The 23,106-nt window shown below is 69.9% G+C and carries 14 protein-coding genes and 2 pseudogenes; 4 read left to right on the forward strand and 12 right to left on the reverse strand.

The genetic code is table 11. The features are described 5' to 3' along the window. Positions 1-167 precede the first annotated feature (167 nt). Complete coding sequence (locus tag EDD90_RS38655) at positions 168-2,240, reverse strand: carbohydrate-binding module family 20 domain-containing protein (RefSeq protein WP_123977745.1); 2,073 nt, start codon at positions 2,238-2,240, stop codon at positions 168-170. Positions 2,241-2,441: 201 nt separating this feature from the next. Between EDD90_RS38655 and pulA the strand changes: the two genes are divergently transcribed. From pulA to EDD90_RS38670, 3 genes are all read left to right on the forward strand, one after another. Then, positions 2,442-7,814, forward strand: coding sequence for a pullulanase-type alpha-1,6-glucosidase (pulA, locus tag EDD90_RS38660; RefSeq protein WP_123977746.1), 5,373 nt, complete (start codon positions 2,442-2,444; stop codon positions 7,812-7,814). A 72-nt stretch (positions 7,815-7,886) separates the two neighbouring features. After that, on the forward strand, positions 7,887-9,509 hold the full coding sequence (locus tag EDD90_RS38665) for a fused response regulator/phosphatase (RefSeq protein ID WP_123977747.1): 1,623 nt from the start codon (positions 7,887-7,889) through the stop codon (positions 9,507-9,509). Between the two features lie 34 nt (positions 9,510-9,543). After that, a complete protein-coding gene (locus tag EDD90_RS38670) occupies positions 9,544-9,900 on the forward strand; it encodes a 5-carboxymethyl-2-hydroxymuconate Delta-isomerase (RefSeq protein WP_123977748.1) in 357 nt (118 codons plus the stop codon). Positions 9,901-9,996: 96 nt separating this feature from the next. Here EDD90_RS38670 and EDD90_RS38675 read toward each other — a convergent pair whose 3' ends face one another. The 4 genes and pseudogenes from EDD90_RS38675 to EDD90_RS38695 all read right to left on the reverse strand — a co-directional run bounded on the left by EDD90_RS38675 (position 9,997) and on the right by EDD90_RS38695 (position 14,354). Then, positions 9,997-10,686, reverse strand: coding sequence for a TetR/AcrR family transcriptional regulator (locus EDD90_RS38675; protein ID WP_123977749.1), 690 nt, complete (start codon positions 10,684-10,686; stop codon positions 9,997-9,999). A gap of 56 nt (positions 10,687-10,742) precedes the next feature. Next, a pseudogene (locus tag EDD90_RS38680) lies at positions 10,743-11,725 on the reverse strand (PDR/VanB family oxidoreductase). 226 nt (positions 11,726-11,951) lie between these two features. Beyond that, positions 11,952-12,335 (reverse strand): annotated as a pseudogene (locus tag EDD90_RS38690) (metal-dependent hydrolase); the annotation flags it as partial. A gap of 90 nt (positions 12,336-12,425) precedes the next feature. Next, positions 12,426-14,354 carry a hypothetical protein gene (locus EDD90_RS38695; RefSeq protein ID WP_123977750.1) on the reverse strand — a complete coding sequence of 643 codons (1,929 nt, stop codon included), beginning with the start codon at positions 14,352-14,354 and terminating at the stop codon, positions 12,426-12,428. A gap of 153 nt (positions 14,355-14,507) precedes the next feature. Here EDD90_RS38695 and EDD90_RS38700 point away from each other — a divergent pair, with 153 nt between their 5' ends. Then, a complete protein-coding gene (locus tag EDD90_RS38700; RefSeq protein ID WP_123977751.1) occupies positions 14,508-14,915 on the forward strand; it encodes a hypothetical protein in 408 nt (135 codons plus the stop codon). 80 nt (positions 14,916-14,995) lie between these two features. Here EDD90_RS38700 and EDD90_RS38705 read toward each other — a convergent pair whose 3' ends face one another. The 7 genes from EDD90_RS38705 to glnII all read right to left on the reverse strand — a co-directional run bounded on the left by EDD90_RS38705 (position 14,996) and on the right by glnII (position 22,889). Further along, entirely contained in the window at positions 14,996-16,528 is a 1,533-nt protein-coding gene (locus EDD90_RS38705; RefSeq protein WP_123977752.1) for a DUF1996 domain-containing protein, read from the reverse strand. Positions 16,529-16,702: 174 nt separating this feature from the next. Continuing rightward, complete coding sequence (locus EDD90_RS38710) at positions 16,703-17,353, reverse strand: response regulator transcription factor (RefSeq protein WP_123977753.1); 651 nt, start codon at positions 17,351-17,353, stop codon at positions 16,703-16,705. Continuing rightward, a complete protein-coding gene (locus tag EDD90_RS38715) occupies positions 17,338-18,609 on the reverse strand; it encodes a sensor domain-containing protein (protein ID WP_123977754.1) in 1,272 nt (423 codons plus the stop codon). The genes EDD90_RS38710 and EDD90_RS38715 overlap by 16 nt, the downstream gene beginning before the upstream one ends. A gap of 190 nt (positions 18,610-18,799) precedes the next feature. Then, positions 18,800-19,810, reverse strand: coding sequence for an SDR family oxidoreductase (locus EDD90_RS38720; RefSeq protein ID WP_123977755.1), 1,011 nt, complete (start codon positions 19,808-19,810; stop codon positions 18,800-18,802). A 65-nt stretch (positions 19,811-19,875) separates the two neighbouring features. Continuing rightward, the gene (locus EDD90_RS38725) at positions 19,876-20,472 is read right to left on the reverse strand and encodes a winged helix-turn-helix domain-containing protein (protein WP_123977756.1); all 597 of its coding nucleotides are present in this window, start codon (positions 20,470-20,472) and stop codon (positions 19,876-19,878) included. Positions 20,473-20,804: 332 nt separating this feature from the next. After that, the gene (locus EDD90_RS38730; RefSeq protein WP_123982092.1) at positions 20,805-21,755 is read right to left on the reverse strand and encodes a DUF6891 domain-containing protein; all 951 of its coding nucleotides are present in this window, start codon (positions 21,753-21,755) and stop codon (positions 20,805-20,807) included. A 102-nt stretch (positions 21,756-21,857) separates the two neighbouring features. Next, positions 21,858-22,889, reverse strand: coding sequence for a glutamine synthetase (gene glnII / locus EDD90_RS38735; RefSeq protein ID WP_123977757.1), 1,032 nt, complete (start codon positions 22,887-22,889; stop codon positions 21,858-21,860). Positions 22,890-23,106: the final 217 nt, after the last annotated feature.

Genomic DNA, 23,106 nt, shown 5'->3' on the forward strand with positions numbered 1-23,106 from the left:
TGTGCCGTGCACAAGGTCAGATGCGCGGTGCTCCGGAATTGTTCACGGGAGACGGCAGGAAATTTCCGTACCCGTCCGCCCCCGCTCGGCTACCGGGATTCATTCGCAGTGCTCCGGCGTTCACGCCGGGGGTGAAGCGAATCACGCCCTTCAGGGCGAGGAGCATGTCAATTCCAGGTGTCGCTCGTCGTGTAGCCGGACGAGGTGCCCGTCGTGTACGACCGGTTCGTGCCCGACTCCCAGGTCACGTTCCCGGAGCTGTCCTTCTTGATGTACTTGTACGTGAAGGCCGTGCTCTTCGGGACGATCACCAGTTTGCTCCACGTCGGGTACGACGCCGACGACAGCGGGATCGCGTCGCTCGTGTTCCAGGAGCCGAGGGAGGCGATGGAGCCCACGACGTAGACGTTGGTGCCCCAGGTGGTCGTGGCGTACTCGTTGAAGGTCACGTCCGTGGCGTCGGCGTTCGCCACGTTCCAGGAGTTGTTGAGCGAGACCGCCGACGTGGTGGTCGTGGCCGACCTGTTGGCGTTGGACTCCCAGGTCACATTGCCCGAGCTGTCCTTCTTTATGTATTTGTACGTGAAGGACGTGTTGACCGGCACGCTCACCTCACCCGACCAGATCGGGTACCCGGAGGACGAGAGCTGGATCGCCTTCGAGGTGTCCCAGCTGCCCAGCGCCGAGATGGAACCGACGACGTACACGTTCGTGCCGGATGTCGTCGGCGCATACTCGTTGAAGGTCGCGCTCACCGTGTCGCCTGAGCTGCCGCCCGCGTCACCGCAGCCCACCGTGCAGGTGTAGGAGGAGTTGTAGAAGGCGACCGCGCTCTTCGCGGGGATGGTGATCGACGCGCTGCCGCCGGAGACGGTGACCGTCGTGGCGCCGCCGTCGACCACGTTCTTGTACGTGCCGTCGGCCATGCCCGTGGTGAATGTGTAAGTGGCGCTGCTCGTACCGTTGTTGAGGGCGAAGAAGCCCGCGCCGCTGCGGCCGAAGCCGATGACGCTGGAGGACATGGTCTGCCAGTTGGAGACCGCCGCCGAGTCCACCGCGTTGTGCCAGGCGACCATGCCGACGACCCCGGTGTCGCGGTCGAGGCAGTACCAGGAGCCGCTGGAGCAGTCGGTGTCCGTGACGAAGCCGGACGAGTTCGGCGGGGCCTGGTCGCTCTGCGTCCACTCCCAGCTGGCGTAGACCGTCGGCGTCGACCACTTGTAGGCGAGCTCGAAGAGGTTCGCCAGCTTGTAGGTGTCGCCGTCCTTGTACGACATGTGCAGGCCGTTGCGCTCGGTGTCGTGGTTGGTCACGAAGGACACCGAGTTGGCGGCCGGCAGGATGCCGCTGCTCTCGATCGAGGACAGGTCGCTCACGTTGCCCTGGAACGCCGACTTCAGCTTGCTGGCGTAGGTGAAGTCCAGGACGTCGCCGGAGCCGTAGTAGTCGCTGGGCTGCGGGGTCGAGCCCGGGTAGACCTCGTCGAAGACGTACGGCGCCGCCCCGGACGTGGTGGTGTTCAGCTTCGCGACGATGGCCGCCATGTCGGTGGCCGGGATGTGCTTGGCCGAGTCCACCCGGAAGCCGTCGACGCCCAGCGCGATCTGCTTGTTGAGGAAGGCCGCGAGCCCCGAACGGACGTTGTCCGCACCGGTCTTGAGGTCGGGCAGGCCGAGCAGTTCGCAGTTCTGGACCTGAGTGAGGTTCGAGTAGTCCTGGATGGTCAGGTCGGAGGTGGGGCAGTCCGCGGAGGTGTGGTAGTCGCTGGGGTCCCAGTCCGGGGTGTCGTACTTGTTGGTGATCGTGGTGCCGTCGTAGCCGGTGCCGGTCTGGGCGGCCGTGTGGTTGATCACCGCGTCCGTGTAGACCTTCACGCCGGCCGTGTGGCAGGCGGAGATCATCGACGCGAACTGCGTCGCCGTTCCGAAACGGCTGTTCAGGGTGTACGAGTACGGCTGGTAGACGTCCCACCAGTAGTAGTTGGACTGTTTGAGGGACTCGGACGGCGGGGCGACCTGGACGGCTCCGTAGCCGGCCGGGCCGAGGATGTTGGTGCACTCGGACGCGACCGAGTTCCAGTTCCATTCCCACAGGTTGGCGATCACGTCGCCCTTCGTGGTGGTGTCCGCCTGTGCGGGGGCGGCCGGCAGGGCGATCACGCCCGCGAGCGCCAGGGCGCCCGCGGCTACTGCGCCGGCCGTGCGCCGGAAGACACCCGGGGGGCGGTGTCTGGTGGTCATGTGCGGCTCCGAAACGAGATCCGATTCGAACGGGACAGGTTTCAACAACCCGTGAGCGTGCGGCAGTTGAGACATCGCGTCAATACGACCGGTGAAAGTTCTTGCTGTGAGTTTCAAGCCTCTTGCTGTAAACCTTTCGTTAGCGATACGGTCGCGCCGGGTCGGACCCAAGAGAGCCGCTATCGCTAGGAGTTCACACCGGTGATACATGTCAGACGGGTCGCGGCCGTCGCCGTCGCCGCCCTCGCAGTCGCGCTGGTGCAGCCACTCGCCGCACACGCCGACACCCCGCCCGCGCCGCCTTCCGACGCGAAACTCGCCGCCGAGCCCGCCCGGCACGACGACACCCGCGAGCAGTTCTACTTCGTCATGCCGGACCGTTTCGCCAACGGGGACAAGAGCAATGACAAGGGCGGCCTGACCGGCTCCCGGCTCTCCACCGGATACGACCCCACCGACAAGGGCTTCTACCAGGGCGGCGACCTCAAGGGCCTGACCAAGCGGCTCGACTACATCAAGGGGCTCGGCACCACCGCCATCTGGATGGCCCCGATCTTCAAGAACAAGCCCGTGCAGGGGACGGGGAGCAACGCCTCCGCCGGCTACCACGGCTACTGGATCACCGACTTCACCCAGGTCGACCCGCACTTCGGCACCAACAAGGACCTGGCGACGCTCATCTCCAAGGCGCACGCCAAGGGGATGAAGGTCTTCTTCGACGTCATCACCAACCACACCGCCGACGTCGTCGACTACGAGGAGAAGTCGTACGACTACCTCTCCAAAGGTGCCTTCCCCTATCTGACCAAGGACGGGCGGCCGTTCGACGACGCCGACTACGCGGACGGGAAGAAGAGGTTCCCGGCGGTCTCCACCGCCTCCTTCCCGCGCACGCCCGTCGTCACCAGCGACAGCAAGGTGCCGTCGTGGCTCAACGACCCGACGATGTACCACAACCGGGGCGACTCGACGTTCGCCGGTGAGTCCGCGACCTACGGCGACTTCTCCGGCCTGGACGACCTGTGGACCGAACGGCCCGAGGTCGTGCAGGGCATGGAGAAGATCTACGAGCGGTGGGTGAAGGACTACGCCATCGACGGCTTCCGGATCGACACCGTGAAGAACGTCAACATGGAGTTCTGGACCCAGTGGGCGACCGCGCTCGACGAGTACGCGGCGCAGCACGGCCGTAAGAACTTCTTCATGTTCGGCGAGACCTACTCCGCCGACACGTCCGTCACCTCCCCGTACGTCACCCAGGGGCGGCTGGACGCGACCCTCGACTTCCCGTTCCAGGACGCGGCCCGCTCCTATGCCTCGCAGGGCGGCAGCGCCCAGAAGCTGGCGAGCGTCTTCGGTGACGACTACAAGTACACGACCGACAAGGCCAATGCCTACGAGCAGGTCACCTTCCTCGGCAACCACGACATGGGCCGGATCGGGTACTTCCTGGAGCAGGACAACCCGAAGGCCACGGACGCCGAGCTGCTGGCCAAGGACCGGCTCGCCAACGAGGTGATGTTCCTCAGCCGCGGCAACCCGGTCGTCTACTACGGCGACGAGCAGGGTTTCACCGGCTCCGGTGGGGACAAGGACGCCCGGCAGACGATGTTCGCGTCGAAGGTCGCCGACTATCTCGACGACGACGAGATCGGCACCGACCGCACCGCCGCCAGCGACTCCTACGACACCAGTGCGCCGCTCTACAAGCAGATCAGCGCTCTCTCCAAGCTGCGTGCGGCCAACCCCGCGCTCGCCGACGGCGTCCAGACCGAGCGTTACGCGGCCGACGGCGCCGGTATCTACGCGTTCACCCGGACGGATGCGAAGACCGGCCAGGAGTACGTCGTCGCCTTCAACAACGCAGGCACGGCGAAGACCGCGACCTTCATCACCGGCTCCGCCGGGATGGGCTACCGCGCGCTCTACGGCACGGACGGCACCGTCACCTCCGACGCCTCCTCCCAGGTCACCGTCACCGTCCCCGCCGAGTCCGCCGTCGTGTACAAGGCCTCCGGCGCCCTCGCCAAGCCCGCGACCGCACCCGCCCTGACCCTCACCGCCCCGGCCGCCGGCGCCACCGGCACCGTCGACCTCACCGCGGACGTCACCGGCGGACAGCTCGACCGCGTCGTCTTCGCCGCCCAGGTCGGCAACGGGAAGTGGGCCACCCTCGGCTCCGCCGACCACGCCCCCTACAAGGTCACCCAGACCATCGCCAAGGACGTCCCGGCCGGCACCGCCCTGCGCTACAAGGCGGTCGTCATCGACTCGGCGGGGCGCACGGGCAGCGCACTCGCCGCCACCACCTCCGGCACCCCGCCCGCCGCCGAGACCCCCACCGCCTCCTCCCGCGACTACGCGATCGTCCATTACAAGCGCACCGACGGCGACTACGACAACTGGGGCCTGTACACCTGGGGCGACATCGCCGACGGCGAGGCGACCACCTGGCCCGCCGGCCACCCCTTCGCCGGCCGGGACGCGTACGGCGCCTTCGCCTACGTCAAGCTGAAGTCCGGCGCCTCGAACGTCGGCTTCCTCGTCGTCGACAAGGACGGCAACAAGGACGTCTCCGCCGACCGCTCCATCGACGTCACCAAGACGGGCGAGGTCTGGGTCGAGCAGGGGAAGACGGACGTCCTCACGACGCGGCCCTCGGACGCGTACCCCGCCCAGGACACCACCAAGGCGGTCATCCACTACCACCGCGCCGACGGGAACTACGACGGCTGGGGCCTGCACGTCTGGACGGGCGCCGCCAATCCCACCGACTGGTCGAACCCCCTGAAGCCGGTGAAGACTGATGCCTATGGCGCGGTCTTCGAGGTACCGCTCACCGCGGGTGCCACCAGCCTCAGCTACATCATCCACAACGGCGACCAGAAGGACCTGTCCGCCGACCAGTCCCTCGACCTCAAGTCCGACGGCTACGAGGTGTGGCTGTTGAACGGCCAGGAGAAACACCTGCTCCCGCAGCCCGCCGGCAGCGCGGCCGCGCTCGACCTGACCACCTCCAAGGCGATCTGGATCGACCGGAACACGGTCGCCTGGGACGGCGTCGACGGTGCCGCCTCCACCCAGCTGCTCTCCTCCCACGACGGCTCGATCGCCGTCAAGGACGGGGCGCTGACCAGTGACGACGAGCGCTGGCTGCGGCTGACGAAGACCACGCTCACCGACGCACAGAAGGCGAAGTTCCCGCACCTGAAGGACTACACGGCCTGGTCCGTCGACCCGCGTGACCGCGGTCGGGTGCGCGAGGCGCTCAGCGGTCAGCTGGTCGCCTCCCAGCGGGCCGCGAACGGCGCTGTGCTGGCCGCCACAGGCGTACAGATCGCGGGTGTGCTCGACGACGTGTACGCGACGGCCACCAAGGCCGCCTTCGGCCCGGTCTTCCACCACGGAAAGCCGACCCTCTCCGTCTGGGCCCCGACCGCACAGTCCGTCGCCCTCGAACTCGACGGCGGGGTGAAGCCCATGCACCGCGACCCCGCCACCGGCGTCTGGTCCGTCACCGGCCCCGGGTCCTGGAAGAACAAGCCCTACCGGTACGTGGTGAAGGTCTGGGCGCCCAGCGTCCGGAAGATCGTCACCAACAAGGTCACCGATCCCTACTCGGTCGCCCTCACCGCGAACTCGGAGCGCAGCCTGGTCGTCGACCTCGATGACAGGTCCCTCGCCCCCGGCGGCTGGTCGACCTACACCAAGCCCAAGGCCGTACCGCTGAAGGACGCGCAGATCCAGGAGCTGCACATCCGCGACTTCTCGGTGGCCGACAAGACCGTCCCGGCGAAGGACCAGGGCACCTACCTCGCCTTTACCGACAAGAACAGCGAAGGGTCCAGGCACCTCAAGGCCCTGGCCAAGGCGGGGACCTCGTACGTCCACCTCCTCCCGGCCTTCGACTTCGCCACGGTCCCCGAGAAGAGGTCCGACCAGGCGAGGACCGACTGCGACCTCGCCTCCTACCCGGCCGACTCGGAGAAGCAGCAGGAGTGCGTCTCGGCGATCGCCGCGAAGGACGCCTACAACTGGGGTTACGACCCGTACCACTTCACGGTCCCCGAGGGCTCCTACGCCACGGACCCGGACGGCACCGCGCGCACGGTCCAGTTCCGCAGGATGGTGAAGTCGCTGAACGAGGACGGTCTGCGGGTCGTCATGGACGTCGTCTACAACCACACGGCGGCCAGCGGCCAGGCGGACACCTCCGTCCTCGACAGGATCGTGCCGGGCTACTACCAGCGGCTGCTCGCCGACGGCAGCGTCGCCAACAGCACCTGCTGTGCCAACACCGCGCCCGAGAACGCCATGATGGGCAAGCTGGTGGTCGACTCGATCGTCACCTGGGCCAAGGAGTACAAGGTCGACGGCTTCCGCTTCGACCTGATGGGCCACCACCCGAAGGCCAACATCCTCGCGGTCCGCAAGGCGCTGGACGCGCTGACCCTGAAGAAGGACGGCGTCGACGGCAAGAAGATCATCCTGTACGGCGAGGGCTGGAACTTCGGCGAGGTCGCCAATGACGCCCGGTTCGTCCAGGCCACCCAGCAGAACATGGCCGGCACCGGGATCGCGACCTTTTCCGACCGCGCCCGGGACGCCGTGCGCGGCGGCAGCCCCTTCGACGACGACCCCGGCGTCCAGGGCTTCGCGTCCGGGCTCTACACGGACCCCAACTCGTCAACGGCAAACGGTACTTCGGCGGAGCAGAAGGCCCGGCTGCTGCACTACCAGGACCTGATCAAGATCGGCCTGACCGGCAACCTCGCCAAGTACCGGTTCACCGACGACGACGGCAAGGACGTCACCGGCGCCGAGGTCGACTACAACGGCTCGCCCGCCGGCTACGCGGACGCGCCCGGCGACGCCCTCGCCTATGTCGACGCGCACGACAACGAGTCGCTGTTCGACGCGCTGACGTACAAACTGCCCGCCACGACCAGCGCGTCCGACCGGGCCCGGATGCAGGTCCTGGCGATGGCCACGGCCGCCCTCTCGCAGGGCCCGTCGCTCTCCCAGGCGGGTACGGATCTGCTCCGCTCCAAGTCCCTGGACCGCAACTCCTTCGACAGCGGAGACTGGTTCAACGCCATCCACTGGAACTGCGCCGACGGCAACGGCTTCGGGCGCGGACTGCCGATGGCCGCCGACAACGAGTCCAAGTGGTCATATGCCAAGCCCCTGTTGAGCTCGGTAAGCGTCGGATGCGCGCAGATCGACGGGACCTCGGCCGCGTACCGCGATCTGCTGAGAATCCGTACGACCGAGAGCGTGTTCTCGCTGGACACGGCTGGACAGGTGCAGTCGAAGCTGTCCTTCCCGCTGTCCGGGAAGGACGAGACACCCGGTGTGATCACCATGGAACTCGGTGACCTCGTCGTCGTGTTCAACGCGGCGCCGGAGCAGCGGGAGCAGCGGGTGACGGCACTGGCTGGTACCGGTTACCGACTGCACCCGGTGCAGGCCTCGGGCGCGGATTCCGTTGTCAAGTCCGCTTCGTACGAGCGGGGAACGGGTACGTTCATCGTCCCGGGACGCACGGTGGCGGTGTTCTCCCGGACCAAGTGACGATGGCGTTAGGTTGGTGGGGCAGGCCCGGCACCGGGTCTGCCCCACCGGCGTTGTCCAGGGGCTGGGAGAATGGACGTCAACGGCAAGCTGACAGACACGACCGTGCTGGTCGTGGACGACGAGCCCGCGAGCCGGTACGCGATGGGCACCGTGCTGCGCCGGGCCGGCCACGAGGTCGTCGCGGTAGGCGGCGGCGCGGAGGCGCTCAGCGAACTCGACGTACGGCTGCGCAAGGGCCACCTGCCCGACGTGGCCCTCATAGACGTGCACCTGCCCGACATGAGCGGCTTCGAGCTGTGCCGCCGGCTCAGGGAGCGGCCGCACATGGCCGGACTGCCCGTCGTGCACTTCTCCGCCCTCTCCGTCGCCCCGGCGGACCGCTGCCCGGGACTGGACACGGGGGCCGAGGCCTATCTGACGGTGCCCGCCGAACCGGAGGACATCGACGCCGCGGTCCGGGCCGCGGTGCGCGCCGCCCGGCTGCGCGCCGACGACCAGGCACTGGTACGGCGGCTGAAACTGCTGTCGGAGACGATCGTCACCATCCAGGCCTCGCGCTCGCTGCACGAACTGGCCGACGCCGCCGCGGACGGCGCCGCACGGCTCCTCGGCTGCCCCGCCGCCGTCTTCGTCCTCGACCAGGACGACGAGCTGTACCGCGGCCTGTGCCGGGAGCGCACCTCCCTCGCCCTGCCGGACGAGGGCGCCCACCGGGAGGTGGCCGGCCTGCTGAGGCGGCTCACCCGGTGGCAGTCCGGGGTGCAGATCACCACCGTGCCGGCGCCGCTGTGGCCGGCCGGGTTCTTCCGGCCCGGAGTGCAGCACGACGCCCGGCTGACCCTGGTCCTCACCCAGGACGGCAAGGTCCCGGTGTGCCTGGCCACACCCACCCGCGGGCTGCGCAGGATCGACCCCGAGAACGAGGCGCTGCTGGCCCAGCTGGCCCACGCCACCGCGCTCACCGCCGAGCCGCTGCTCATGTACCAGGTGGAACGGCATGTCGCGCTCACCCTCCAGCACAGCTTCCTGCCGCGTCCGCACCAGCTGCCCGAGCTGCCGGGCGTCGACATAGCGGTGCGTTACGAGCCCGCCTCCCAGGAGACGGAGATCGGCGGCGACTTCTACGCCGCGCTGCGGGTCGGCGACCAGGTGCTCACCGCGGTGGGCGACGTAGTGGGGCACTCGCTGGACGCGGCCACCGTGATGGTCGAACTGCGGCACGCGCTGCGCGCCTACTGCCTCGCCGAGAGCGACCCGGCCGCGCTCGCCGAACGGCTCGACCAGCTGCTCCAGCACTACCACGCCGATGTCACGGCCACCGTCTGCCTCGCCCTGATCGACCCGGAGACCGGGCGGACCCGGATCGCCAACGCGGGTCACATCCCGCCGCTGATACTGAGCGAGGACGGCAGCGCCGAGTACGTCAAGGCGTCCGGTCCGCTGCTCGGGGTGGGCCTGCCCCATCCGCCGCCCACCGAGCTGGTCCTCGCCCCCGCCGACCGGCTCCTCATGATCACCGACGGCCTGATCGAGACCCGCGGCACTGACCTCACGGTGTCGATGGAACAGCTCCGGGCCGCCGCCGTGGGCGCCCTGCCAGGCCTGGACGCGCTGTGCGACACCCTTCTCGCCTGCTTCGGCCGCGACCGAGAGGACGATGTCGCCCTGCTGGCGCTGAGCCTGGCGAACTAGGCTGGCCCCCAGTTGCCGTAGAACAGGAGTGCTCATGCCGCAGATCACCGTCGACTACTCCGCCACGGCGGACGCCGCCTTCGACCGGGCCGGCTTCGCCAAGGCCCTGCACACCGCCGTCGTCGAGATCGCGGCGGCCAAGCCCGAGGCCTGCAAGACCCTGTTCCGCGCCGCGGACGCCACGGCGTACGGCTACGAGGAGGAGGGCGGGCACGTCATCGTGCACGTGACCTTCGGCCTGCTGGCCGGCCGCACCGAGGAGACGAAGGCGAGGCTGACGGAGGCGACCCTGGAGCTGCTGCGGGAGCACCTGAAGCCGGAGGGGTTCGTGCTGCATGCCTCTGCCGAGGTGCGGGACCTGGACCCGTCGTACCGGAAGTACGAGGGCTAGCATCAGTGCCCCGTCAGGGGCGCGGGGAACTGCGCGACCAGCCCCCACCGGCCTGTGGCCGCCCAACAACGCACTGTGGCACTACCGTTGGCACACTCAGCCCGCCAGGGCGATCAGCCGCGCCGCCAGGTCCGCGAACGGCCCGTCCGTCGGCTCGTCCTGCACCATGCGCTTCACCAGCGCGCTCATCTCCTCGTCGTACGCCGCACTCACCGCGGCCAGCGCGGCGAAGTCGTGGACGAGCTGGACCTCCAGCTCACCGCGCGGGATCCGGCGGCCGTCCAGCCAGATCAGCGCCGTGGACTCGGCGAGCGAGATCCAGGAGCGGACGATCAGTTCGAGGCGGGCCGGCGCCTCGGTGACGTCGAGGTGGGAGAGGATCTGCTCGTACGCGGCCTGCCGCACGGAGTCGATGAGCGCGTTGGTCGCCGAGGAGCCCACCGCCGGGCCGCCACGCATCAACGCGGCGAAACCGGGTCCGTGTTCGTCGACGAAGTCGAAGTAGCGGCGCATCACACGCAGTAGCCGGGCGCCGAGCGGGCCCTCCTGCGGTTCGGCGAAACGGCCCGCGAGATCCTCCGAGGCGCGCTTCAACGCGGCCTCGTACAGGCTGAGTTTGCCGGGGAAGTAGTGGTAGACCAGCGGCCGCGAAATGCCCGCGGCCGCGGCTATCTCGTCGATGGAGACCTCGTCGGGCGAGCGGCGGCTGAACAGTTCGAGGGCTACGCCGATCAACTGCTGCCGCCGCTCGTCGACTCCCATCCTGCGGCGTACCCCGATACTCATGCGAACACCTTACCGATCGGATCCGGCCTCCAACGGACCCGACCCGCCCTGGGTGTTCACAGATCCAGCACAATTCTCCCACTTCGCGCCCGCGACACACAGATCAGCATCGAGTCGGCACGCTCCGTGTCCGTGAGCAGCTCGTCCTGGTGCTCCACCTCCCCTTCCAGCACCCGCTGTTGGCAGGTTCCGCAGAAGCCCTGCGCACAGGAGTAGGGCGTGTCGGGCAGCTCCGCCCGTACGGCGGCCAGCACCGAGGAGCCGGCCGGGACCGTCAACACACGTCCGCTGCACCGGAGTTCGAGTTCGAAGGCGTGGTTGCCGTCGGTGTCGGTGCGCGGTGCGAAACGCTCCAGGCGTGCGGCGGGAAAGCACTCCTCGACCGCCGCCATCAGCCCCTGTGGACCGCAGCAGTAGACCGCCGCGTCCTCGGGAACCGTCAGCGCGTCCAGGTCCGGGCGTCCGTTCTCGTCCTCCGCGACCACCGTGACCCGCTCGTCCCCGGCGAGTTCCCCGAGGAACGGCATCGAGGCCCGGGACCGCCCGCAGTACAGCAGCCGCCACGGCATGTTCTCCGGCAGCGACCGCACCATCGACAGCACCGGGGTGATGCCGATCCCCCGGCGACGAAGACATAGGACCCGGCGTCGACGAGCGGGAAGCGGTTGCGCGGCCCGCGCACCTCCAGCTCCATCCCCTCCACCACCTGCTCGTGGACCTCCCGCGAACCACCCCGGCCGTCCGCGACCGGCCGTGTGGCGATCGTGTACGACGAGGCGTCCGCCGGGTCCCCGCACAGCGAGTACTGCCGGACGAGTCCCGAGGGCAGCACGACGTCGAGATGCGCCCCCGGCTCCCAGCGGGGCAGCTCCCGCCCCTCCAGGCGCAGTTGTACGACTCCGTCGGCGACCGTCCGGTGCGAGGCGACCAGCAGCCGCAGTGCCCGGGAGCGCGGCTGCCCGGAGGTCGGCGGGTCCAGGGCCCCTGCTCCACCGGAGTGATGGTTCAGGGCCTCCTCGTCGCCTCTGGCCGTGCCCAACTGGCCAGGTCGCGAGGGAAACCGGCCTCCCGGGATCGGACCACGGACAGGATCCGTGTCGCTGCCTCGGGGTCGAGCATGCCGGGTACCAGTGCGCTCAAGACCGTTCGGGGCGTGCGGCTGGGCAGGCTCGCCTCTGCTCAGTCCGCAGGAACGGCGGTAGGTGCGGCTGAGGTAGCGCAGGATGGACCTGAGCAGGCTTTGCTGGTGAGCATAGAAGTCCCTAAGCCCGGCCCGGCCCTCGACGAGGGTCGGGCCGTTCGCGAAGAAGAAGCGGGCGCCGCGCTGTCGGCGTCGGGTCCAGCCCCTGCTCCCTGAGGTGGGGCAGCACCTCGTCATGGGCCTGGGAGTGCATCGCCTCCTGCCCGATGAACCCGATGACGTCCGCGCGCAGCCGCTCGTCGCGGATGAGGGGCAGCGCCTGCTTGTAGACATGCACGAACCACCGCTCACCGGCGGGCAGCAGCATGTGCAGCACATTGATGGTGTGCGTGGCGAAGGGGTCGCCCGGCACCCAGTGCAGGGGGGTGTCCTTCCAGCTGAAGGACACATTGCGGGCCGTGAGCGCGATGTGCTCGGACTTCACCGCTTGCGGCTGCTTGTTGGACATGGCGTCAATGTACTGACGGGTAGATGGTCTGAGAAGACCTGCGGCCGAGCTTATTTACACTGATGTCAGCAAGGTGGCCTCATGTCGGCCTCACCGCAACCCGCTGATCCCGGTCCCGTCCTTCAGCGTGCCCGTCAGGTCGGCCTGTGCCCCCTGCTTCGCCCTGGCCACCAGCAGCGTCCCCGGTGCCGAGGCCGTGATCCCGCCGGTCGCGCGGATCGACGCCGTGTCGCGACCGCCCGCCGCCAGCAGGTACCACTGCCCGGCCCCGGACTTCCACAACACCCCGGCCAGCACCTGCGGATCACGCGGACCGCAGGCCGTCACATCGGCCCCCTTCGCCGTGACCGCCCCGTACTGGCTGCCCGGCGTCCGGAACTGGGCGAGCGACAGCGTGCCGTCGCCCCGCCAGGTCTCCGCGCGCGTGCACACCCATGACCCGGTGCCGCTGGCGTCGGGCAGCGGCTGCTCGGCGAACGCCCACACGTTGACGCTGCGCACCCCGGCCGAGCGCTCCGCGGCCAGCGAGCAGGCGAACGGCGCCCAGTCGCGCAGCGCCTTCGCCCCAGAGGCCTCGCCGGTGTAGCCCGGCCGCCCGGCGGTGAGGTGGGCCGGCACCAGTTCGCCCAGGTCGGTCGCCAGCTGCACGCCCTTCGCGTCGGTCAGCTGGAGCACGTTCCAGGACGTGCAGGTGCCCTGCTGCACCGCGGGGCCGGCCAGCGGCCCGGCCACCCCGTCGGTCAGCCCGAGGTCCATCGCCCCGGCACTCGGCTTCATCAGGTCCCGCTCGGCCGCCCTGGTCACCCAAGGGGCGGTCAGATACCGGACGTTGCCGTCGGCCCGGCCCAGGACCAGCGCGCCCGCCTCGGCACCGCTCGCGCCGTCGACCCGGGCGAAGTCCAGGGCCGCCCCCTCGGTGCCGGTCTTCGGCTCGGCGTAGCGGGCGATGCGCAGACCGTCGTAGAAGACCACCACCCGGGCGCTGTCGACCACACCCGCGTACAGCAGCTGGGGCGGTCCGGCCGGGCCGCCGGTCTGGGTGCCGGGGGTCGCCGAGACCCGGACGGTGGCACCGGGGCGGGCCCAGACGGCGAGGGCCCGGCGCAGCAGCCCGGTGTCTTTGGTGAGCGTGCCGCGCGCCGGCCAGACGGAGAAGTCGGTGCGCGCGGCGGTCTGCCACGCGGTGGCCGGGACCTTCGTCACCTGGGCCGGGTCAAGGGCGGCCTGGGCGGCCGCGTTCTGCGCGTACGGCGGGGCGGCCGCCCCGTCGGCGCCCCAGCCGCCGCCCGGCAGCACGACCAGTGCCCCGCACACCACGAGCGCGGCGGCGGCGGCGAGCGCGGCCTTGGTGTGCTGGCGGCGCCGCATCAGATCGGTGGGCCGGGCCTGCAGCGAACAGGGGTCGAACTCGGGGGAGTCGAGCAGCGGGTACTCGGCCGGGACGCCGTTCGCCTCTGCGAGCGCACCCTCCGGGTGCCCGATCCCGGCCGCCCGCAGGATCTTGCGGACATCGCCGTCGGGGAGCTGCTCCAGACCACGCAGCGCGTACGCGGCGCGCGCCGGGCCGGAGAGGCCGGCGAGCCGCTGCTCCAGAGCGAGCTCGTCGGCACTGCCGGAGCGCGGGAAGAGCCGGATGCCCCACACCAGGGGGAGCAGCGGCGGCAGCTGGGCACGCTTGGGCCACGCGGTGAACTTCAGCGGTACGCCCGCCTCCAGCGCCGTACGCACCACCTGGAGGCGGACGAACGCGTACCCGGGGTCGGTGTCCCGCCCGGTGGACTGGGCCGGGATGACCGGGGCCTGCTTACGGCCCCGGGGCAGCGCCCGCTGGACCAGCGCGTGTGCGGTCAGGACCCGGCGGCCCCGGGCGAGCCCCGGCGGCAGCACCAGATAGGCGAGCCGGACCAGCCGCGCGTAGTGCTCGACGAGCGCGGCCTCGGCCTGCTCCACGTCGACGGCCGGACCCAGGGTTCCGGCGGAGGAGGCTGCGTGACGCTGGGCTACATGCTGTGACTGCACGTCCTGGAGAACGAGCGACCCGTTGGTTGGTCACCGCCACGCAGGTGACACTGCCGTACGCGCACGATTTGAGCGCTTCGCGCCCCACGGCCGTATCGAAGGGGACGGGCCCCCGAAGGCACCCCGGGGCCAGCAATTTGACCGGAGGATCAGATGAGGTTGACCCGACCGATGTCCGCCGTGGCCGGCGCCGTGGCCGTACTGGCGCTGGCGGGCTGTGGATCCGGAGACAGCAAGGCGGAAGCCAAGGTGCCCGTCACCGCGACCGGGAGTCTGGAGAGCCTGGCCGCCAAGGTGAAGTGCACCCCGGACATGCAGATCGACTCCGACGAAGTGCGCCAGGCGATCTGCAAGGTCCCCGCCGGCAAGTTCGTCTTCGCCACTTTCGCCACCGACCGCGGCCAGCGCGAATGGATCAATGACGCGAAGGACTACGGCGGTTTCTACCTCGTCGGCCGCAAGTGGGTCGCCGTCGGCACCGACAAGGTGGTCAAGACGCTGCAGACCACGCTGGGCGGCGGGGAGGAGATCGGCACCAACCACGCGAAACACAGCAGTTGACCGAAGAACTCTCGGGCAGATACGAAGGCGGGCGGTGGGAGATTCCCACCGCCCGCCTTCGTGCTATCGGCTAGTCAGTGCTACTGGCACCGCTTGCCGGTGTTGATGCAGTTGGCGATGGTGGCCGCCAGGTTGTTCTTGGTGACGCTGATGAAGTCGTCGTGGTCGGTCGCCGCCTTGTGCAGCTCCTCCGGGAAACCGTCCACCGCGTACGCGTTCTTCACCTGGCCGTTGACGATGGCCGGCGGGGTGATCTTGTAGACCAGGCGCATCGTCAGCTGCGGGATCGCCTTGAAGCCGTTCGGGCAGACACCGCTCGCGGCGTCGGCGAAGGCCACGTGCGTACGGTGGTTCGCGCTGTCGATGTTCTTGCCGTCCCAGCAGCTCTGGAAGGCGAAGGTACGCACCACGTTGCTGCCCTGCGGGCAGATCGGGTACTGCTGCGTCAGCTGGACCTTGTTCTCGAAGCCGGTGCAGCTCCAGTGGGCGTTGGCGTTCCCCAGACCGTTGACGGTGGACTTGGCGTCACCGGTGATGATGCGCAGGAACTGCGGCATCGCGACGACCTTGCTGGCCGGGCTGCCGACGTACTTGATCTGCGCCTGGAGCGGCGTCAGGATCTTGCCGACGTTGCCTTCCTTGCCACCGCCGAGCGCGTTCGCGTCGAACTCCTGCGAGCCGTCCTGAACACGCACGACCGGCCAGTAGTACGCCGACAGGTCGCTCTGGTTCTGGCAGGAGCTCGGCGCCGCCAGCAGCGAGTTGTTGGTGGAGAACGCGTTGACCTTCTGGTTGCCGACGTAGTCGTGCTCGTGGTGCGCGCCGTTGGTCACGCCGGGCGCCACGATGACGTTGTCGGTGTTGTGGTTCTTGTTCGCGTTCACACCGCAGCGGGTGATGAAGACACCGGTCGAGGCGTTGCCGGAATTCTGTGGCTTGGCCTGGACGTTCGGGGCGACCTTCGTGATGTCCACGAAGTCCGCGGCGACCGGACCGTTGCCACCCTGTCCGCCGATGTTCGCCGGAGCGCTGGCACTCGGGGCGGCCGAGGCCTGCCCGTTGTTGCCGGTGTTGTTCTGACCGCCGGTGTTGTTCTGGCCGCCGTTGTTGGCGCCACCACCCTGGCCGGCGGTCGTCTGGTTCACGCTCTGCGTCGTGCAGGCGGCGAGCTGGGCCAGCGAGCTGTCGAACGTTCCGCCGACCCGCGTGATGTCGATCCGGATCCGGTCGATCGTCGCCGACCGCTTCTCCTTCAGGGGGCCGACGATCGCGTTCTGCACGAAGTTCGCGTCGTTCGCCTGGGCCTGACGGGTGGAGGAGAGCCGGGCGTAGGCCTCGGTGATCTGCTTGTCGAGGTTCGCCAGTTCCGTCGCCACCCCCTGCTTGGCGTTGGCCGGCACGTTCGTCAGCTTCTGGCCGACGTCCGGGCAGGAGATGGTCGCCACCGTGGCGGCGGCGGCCTTCGTGTAGTTCTGGGCGGCGTCGTTCGACTCGTGGGCCGAAGCGTTCATCTGTGCCCAGAGCAGCCCGCCCCCGCCGAGCGCTATGGCCGCCGATGCGGCTACGACCTTGACGGCCAGCGGCGAACGGCGTTTGCGTATGTTGCGTCCCATGGAACTCCTCAGACCTTCCTTGCGGGGCGGCATCGAGGCGCCCGACAGGAGTGAAGCGGCGCCCTCTCATACGCACCTGGTCTCAGAGGTGTTCAGGCGTCTCACAAAATAATCAGAGACTTGTTACGCACTTGGGCCACAAATGCCGTTTGAGCTGCGGAAGTTCCGGGGAAATCAGCGATCGCGGTCCAGGTGGGCCAGCACCGCGAGCACACGCCGATTGTCATCGTCCGACACTTCAAGTCCGAGTTTGGTGAAGATGTTGGAGGTGTGCTTGGCGATGGCCCGTTCCGTCACCACGAGCTGCGCGGCGATCGCCGCGTTCGAACGGCCCTGCGCCATCAGCTCCATGACCTCCAGCTCGCGCGCTGTCAAGCGGCCCAGCGGCCGGTCGTCCGCCCGCCGGGACAGCAGCTGCTGGATCACTTGCGGGTCCATCGCCGTACCGCCCGCCGCGACCCGCCGTACGGCGTCCACGAACTGCTCCGCGTCGAACACCCGGTCCTTCAGCAGATACCCGACCCCGCCCGTGCCGTCGGCCAGCAACTCCCGTGCGTAGAGCTGCTCCACATGCTGGGAGAGCACCAGCACGGGCAGTCCGGGCCGCTTCCGCCGCGCCTCCAGGGCGCACTGCAGCCCCTCGTCGGTGTGGGTGGGCGGCAGTCGTACGTCGACCACCGCCACGTCCGGCTCCGTCTCGGCCAGGGCTCGCGTGAGTTCGGGGCCGGATTCGACGGCGGCCGCGATCTCGAAGCCGTAGGCCTCCAGCAGCCGGACCAGTCCGTCGCGGAGCAGGAACAGGTCTTCGGCTAGGACAACGCGCACGGGATCTCCATGGTGACCATGGTGGGACCGCCCGCGGGGCTGCTGACGGCCAGGACGCCGTCGAATGTACCGAGCCGCCGCTCCACCCCGGCGAGCCCGGAGCCCGCGCCGATCGTGGCGCCGCCCCGGCCGTGGTCGGTGACCGAGATCCGCAGCATCCCGTCGGTGTGGTGCACGTCCACCCAGATCCGGTCGGCACCGGAGTGCTTGACCGCGTTGGTGAGCACTTCGCTCACCGCGAAGTACGCAGCCGACTCCACCGGCGCGTCCGCCCGCCCCGGCAGGTCCACGGTCACCTCCGTGGCCACCGGCAGCCGCAGCGCCAGCGCCCGTACGGCGTCCCCCAGCCCGCGCTCCGCGAGAACCGGCGGATGGATGCCCCGGACCAGGTCGCGCAGCTCGCCCAGAGCCTCCACGGACGCCTGCCGGGTCTGCGCGAGGAGCTTCTTCGCGTGCTCCGGGTCCTTGTCCAGGAGCATCTCGATGGTCCCCAGATCCATGCCCATGGCGACCAGCCGGGCCTGCGCCCCGTCGTGCAGGTCCCGCTCGATCCGGCGCAGCTCGGCCGCCGAGGCGTCCACCGCGTCCTTCCGGGTCTCGGTCAACACCCGCACCCGCTCGACAAGTTCCCCCTCCCCGGGGTCGAGGACGGCACGGGTGAGCCGGAAGTGGGCGGTCAGCAGGGCGGGGGTCCAGCGGAAGGCAGCCACGAGGATCACGGCGCCGAGCGCCGCGGCGGCGAACGCGGTGCCCTGCCCGCTGACCGGTACGAAGCCGTACCAGTAGGTGCCGCCCTCCCTGAGCACCCGCCAGAGCCCGGCGGCCACCGCGAACCCCTCGAACGGATAGAACAGCAGCACCGCCGGCAGCAGCGCGGTCAGGAACCCCGCCGTCATGTCCACGAACAGCCACAGCACGTCCCGCCCGACCTGCGGGTCGCGCAGCATCCCGAAGGTGCGGGCCCAGGGACTGGCGTCCGGCGGCAGCGGCCGGTACGCCGACCGGATCCGCATCCCGCACCACTCGTAGGCGAGCCGCCGCCGCACATCCGCCACGTCCCGCACGCCGCCCAGGATCCAGGGGGTCGTGACGATGCCGACACCGATCGGGATCAGGGCGACGGAGATCGCTGTCAGGGCGAAGCAGAGCACCGAGACCGGCAGGATCACCAGCGCCAGCACCAGTCCCCGCACGGCGGCGAGCAGTACCTCCCGGGCCCGGCCCCGAAAGCCGCCACTGTTCGTGTTCGTCGTCATGGCGCCAGTCTGTCCGACCCCACGGGAGCCGGTCACTGGCCCGAAGCCCCATGCCAGGGGGTGGTGTCAGGTACACCCCGGGGACTTGAAGCGCCCCCGAAGGGAAGCGCCCCCGAAGGGGCGCGGGGCTGTGTCAGATGTGCGGCTTCGCCGCGTGGGCGCGCCCAGCCCCCACCGGCCCGCAGACCGATCACGGCGTACCGCGTGAAACGCCGAGCACCCTCGCCTCGACAACAGGGTCGAGCCCGACGGCCGGCCGGTCCTCCCGCGCCGGCGCCACACCTCCGGTGTCCCGCAGCCACCGCCACGTGTCGCCCACGGTCTCCTCGGCCGGCCGGCACACCAGCCCGGTCGCCAGGGCCCGTGAGACGTCGACGCGGTGCACGCCGGCGTACAACTCGCTGTCCGGCGGCACCCACACCGGCAGCTGGACCCAAGGTTCGATCCCGGCGGCGAGGATCGGCCCGGGGGCGGTCCAGCGGAGTTCGGCGTCCGAGCCGGTGACCTGGAGGCAGGCTTCCAGCAGGCCGCCCATCGTGGTGTGCCCGGGCGGGCCGATCAGGTTGTACGGCCCGGACAGCTCCCGCTCGACCGCGCCGAGGGTCCACTCGGCGAGGTCGCGGGCGTCCACGAACTGGACGGGCAGCTCACGCGGGCCCGGGGCCAGCACCGGGCCGCCCTTCGCGATGCGGCTCAGCCACCAGGGGAGCCGGCCGACGTTCTCGTACGGGCCGAGGATCAGCCCGGCCCGTACCAGGATCGAACCGTCCGCCCCGAAGGACTCGACGGCGGCCAGCTCACCGCCCCGCTTGTCCTGCGCGTACTCCGTCCGGTCCGCATCGGCCGCGGCGCCCGCCACCAGGGGCGCGTCCTCGGTGCAGCCGACCGGGCGGGGCCAGTCGTAGACCGACAGGCTGGACACGTACGCGTACCGTCCGACGCGGCCCCGCAGCAGCCGCGCCGTCTCCCGTACCGCCCGGGGCGCGGCCGACCAGGTGTCGACGACCGCGTCCCACCCGGTGCCGTCGCCGAGGGCGGCGAGGCCCTCGGCAGAGGTGCGGTCGCCGTGCAGCGACCGCACCCCCGGCGGGGGTGCGTGGCGTCCCCGGTTGAAGACGGTCACCTCCCAGCCGCGTCCGAGCGCCGCGTCCACGACGGCCCGCCCCACGAACTCCGTTCCACCCAGCACGAGAAGTCTCATGCGGGTGATCGTGCCCGGGAGCGGCGGCGGACGTAACGGTTCTCTGCCGAGGGCAGAGCGGCTCGTCAGCGGCCGGTCGGCGGGGTGTACTTGTATCCGACCCGGCGCACCGTCTGGATCGCGCCCCGGTGCTCCGCGCCGAGCTTGCGGCGCAGCCGGGCCACATGGACGTCCACGGTCCGGCCGTCGCCGACATGGCCGTAGCCCCAGACCGTGGTGACCAGCTGGTCGCGGGTGTGCACCCGGCCCGGGTGCGCGACCAGGTGGGCCAGGAGCTCGAACTCCAGGTAGGTGAGGTCGAGTTCCTCTCCGTCGACCTGGGCGGTGCGCTGCCTGGTGTCGACGGTGACGAGCGGCCGGGCGCCGCCGGCCGGTTCCGCCGTGGCCCCCGGCCCGGCGGCCGTCTCCGGCCGGTCCGGCACCGCGACCGGCAGGAACGGCGGCTGCTGGTCCGCCGGGACCAGCACCAGGTAGCCGATCATCGGCGGCTGGCCCGGCAGGGCTGGCAGGGTGTGCTGTGGGGCGGGCAGCCAGGTGGTGCCCGGCGGCAGGAAGTCCGCCATGTCCACGACCTCGTCCCGGTCGACGGCACGCAACCGGTGCCGGGCGGGGGAGGAGGTGGCGAGGGCGGTAGCGGGGGAGAGAGAACGAGTGGTCGCCATGAGACGTCAGCTCTTTCGCGCGAGGAGTTCGTCGGTCGAGGACGACGGCCGCGATTCGTGGTCGGGCGCGCCGGGGAGACGTACTGCGTTTCGCGCTGGCCGAAGGCCGGGGTGTACGGCTTTAGAGGGCCCGCGCGTTCATCGCGCGGCAACACACCCGGTCGAAGTCGTGGTGCTGACGGGAAGGCCAGAAGGGCTCGAGGTCATGGCGACCCGTCGCGGTGTACTTCTGGAAGCTGGCCATGCCCATATTGAAGCAGACACAGCCCGGAAACAGGACCCTCCTCTCACTGCTTGGACGCGTCCTTGGTGGGAAGTTGACGTTGCGCACCTCACCCCACCAGGCGTTTGTGCCAGGTCAGGGGCGTAAGCTCGATCGCCTTGTCCGGATTGCCGTCCCACACTGCGGACAGCCCGGCGGTCCGGAGCGCGGCGACGACCTTCCGGCCGACCGAGGTGGTGGTCGCGGCGGAGTCGTCGAAACCGCCGTAGTAGAGGGTGAGTCCACGGCCCTCGGCCGCGGCGCGGGTGCCCTGGTGGTGGAAGAAGACGAAGCCCCGGGTGGCCTCCGCGTCCGCCGCCTCGGCGCCTATCTCGGTCATGCCGCAGGAGCGGCAGCAGGTGAAGTCCTGGCGGGCGACGACGCCTTCGCGCTCCAGGGCCGCGAACGCCCGGGTCAGCCGGTCCGGGTCGGTGAGCCCGGCCCACGCCCGCTGCTCCTGCAGCCGCTCCACCCAGAGCCGCTCGACGATCTCGCGTGCCTGGGCGGGGGAGACCGGCGGCGCACCCTCCTGGCCGTCGTCCCCGTCACCGTCCTCCATCAGGTACACGGTCTCCTGTACGAGCCGGTCGATCCCGAGGAACCCGTCCCGGAGCAGCGCGCGCACATGGTCCTCGGCGCGGGCCGCCACCTCGGGCGTGAGGGCCGGTATCTCCTCGCGCGGTGGTGTCCGGACCGGCGCCCACTCCACGCCCGCGTCCCAGCCGTCGTCCTCGTGCGCCCAGTCGACGAGCAGGTCCGCCGCCCGCTCCGGGTCCGTGAGGCTCGTACCGAAGAACTCGTCCGCGCCGCGCCGGTGTTCGAGGCGGTAGTCCCCGCCCTCCTCGTGCCACACCTGCGCGAACACCTTCGGCAGGTCCGGGATGCGCTGCGCGACCAGGAAGCGGTTCCCGGCCCCGCCCAGCCCGCGCACCGCCGCCCGCAGCTCGTCCGGCGAACTCCATACGTACGTCTGCCCGTTCTCCGTCCAGGCGTTGACGGCGAGCACCTCGTCGATCTCCATGCCACCCACCATGACACGCACCACTGACAACGCGGTCACGGGCATACGAAAGGGGCGCCCGCCGCGAACGGCGGACGCCCCCTCCGAGGAGCTGTCTGCGGATCAGACCTGGCCGGCCTTCTCCAGGGCGGAGCAGCAGGTGTCGACGATCAGCCGCGTCACCAGGTACGGGTCGACGTTGGCGTTCGGACGGCGGTCCTCGATGTAGCCCTTGCCGTCCTTCTCGACCTGCCACGGGATACGGACCGAGGCACCGCGGTTGGAGACACCGTAGGAGTACTCGTTCCACGGGGCGGTCTCGTGCAGACCGGTCAGGCGGTCGTCGATGCCGGCGCCGTAGTTCTTGACGTGGTCGAGCGGCTTGGAGCCCTCACCGAGCGACTCGCACGCGGTGATGATCGCGTCGTAGCCCTCGCGCATCGCCTTGGTGGAGAAGTTGGTGTGCGCGCCGGCGCCGTTCCAGTCGCCCTTGACCGGCTTGGGGTCGAGGGTCGCGGAGATGCCGAAGTCCTCGGCGGTGCGGTAGAGCAGCCAGCGGGCCACCCACAGGTGGTCGGAGACCTCCAGCGGGGAGACCGGGCCGACCTGGAACTCCCACTGGCCGGGCATGACCTCGGCGTTGATGCCGGAGATCGCGAGCCCCGCCTTCAGGCAGTTGTCCAGGTGGGCCTCGACGATCTCGCGGCCGAAGATCTCGTCGGCGCCGACACCGCAGTAGTAGCCGCCCTGGGGGGCCGGGAAGCCGCCCTCGGGGAAGCCCAGCGGGCGGGCGCCGTCGAAGAAGGTGTACTCCTGCTCGATGCCGAAGATCGGCTCCTGCGCGGCGAACTTCGCCGCGACCTCGACCAGCGCGGCACGCGTGTTGGAGGGGTGCGGGGTGAAGTCGATGTCCAGGACCTCGCACAGGACGAGCACGTCGTCGCCGCCGCGGATGGGGTCCGGGCAGGTGAAGACCGGCTTCAGCACACGGTCCGAGGAGTGCCCCTCGGCCTGGTTCGTGGACGACCCGTCGAAGCCCCAGATCGGCAGCGCGTCGAGACCGGCGGGTGCGCCCGAGATGATCTTCGTCTTCGAACGCAGCTTGGCCGTCGGCTCGGTGCCGTCGATCCAGATGTACTCAGCCTTGAAGGTCACGGGCCACATCCTTCGGGGGTGGGTCGGGCGCACTTGCGGGTGCAGCGGCGCTACGGCACTGGGGCGCCGCCTTTTCTGCCCGGCAGCCTGTCAACAGGCGATTTCCCGATCATTGCTCGAATGTGAACCCCGTGTTACCTGGTGGTTCTGTGGCGCGACTCACGTCGTGAGATTCGGAAAGGCGGGGTATGGGGCCCAATTCGGGCACCGTACGGAG

The organism is Streptomyces sp. Ag109_O5-1 (assembly GCF_003814875.1).
GTDB classification, from domain to species: domain Bacteria; phylum Actinomycetota; class Actinomycetes; order Streptomycetales; family Streptomycetaceae; genus Streptomyces; species Streptomyces sasae.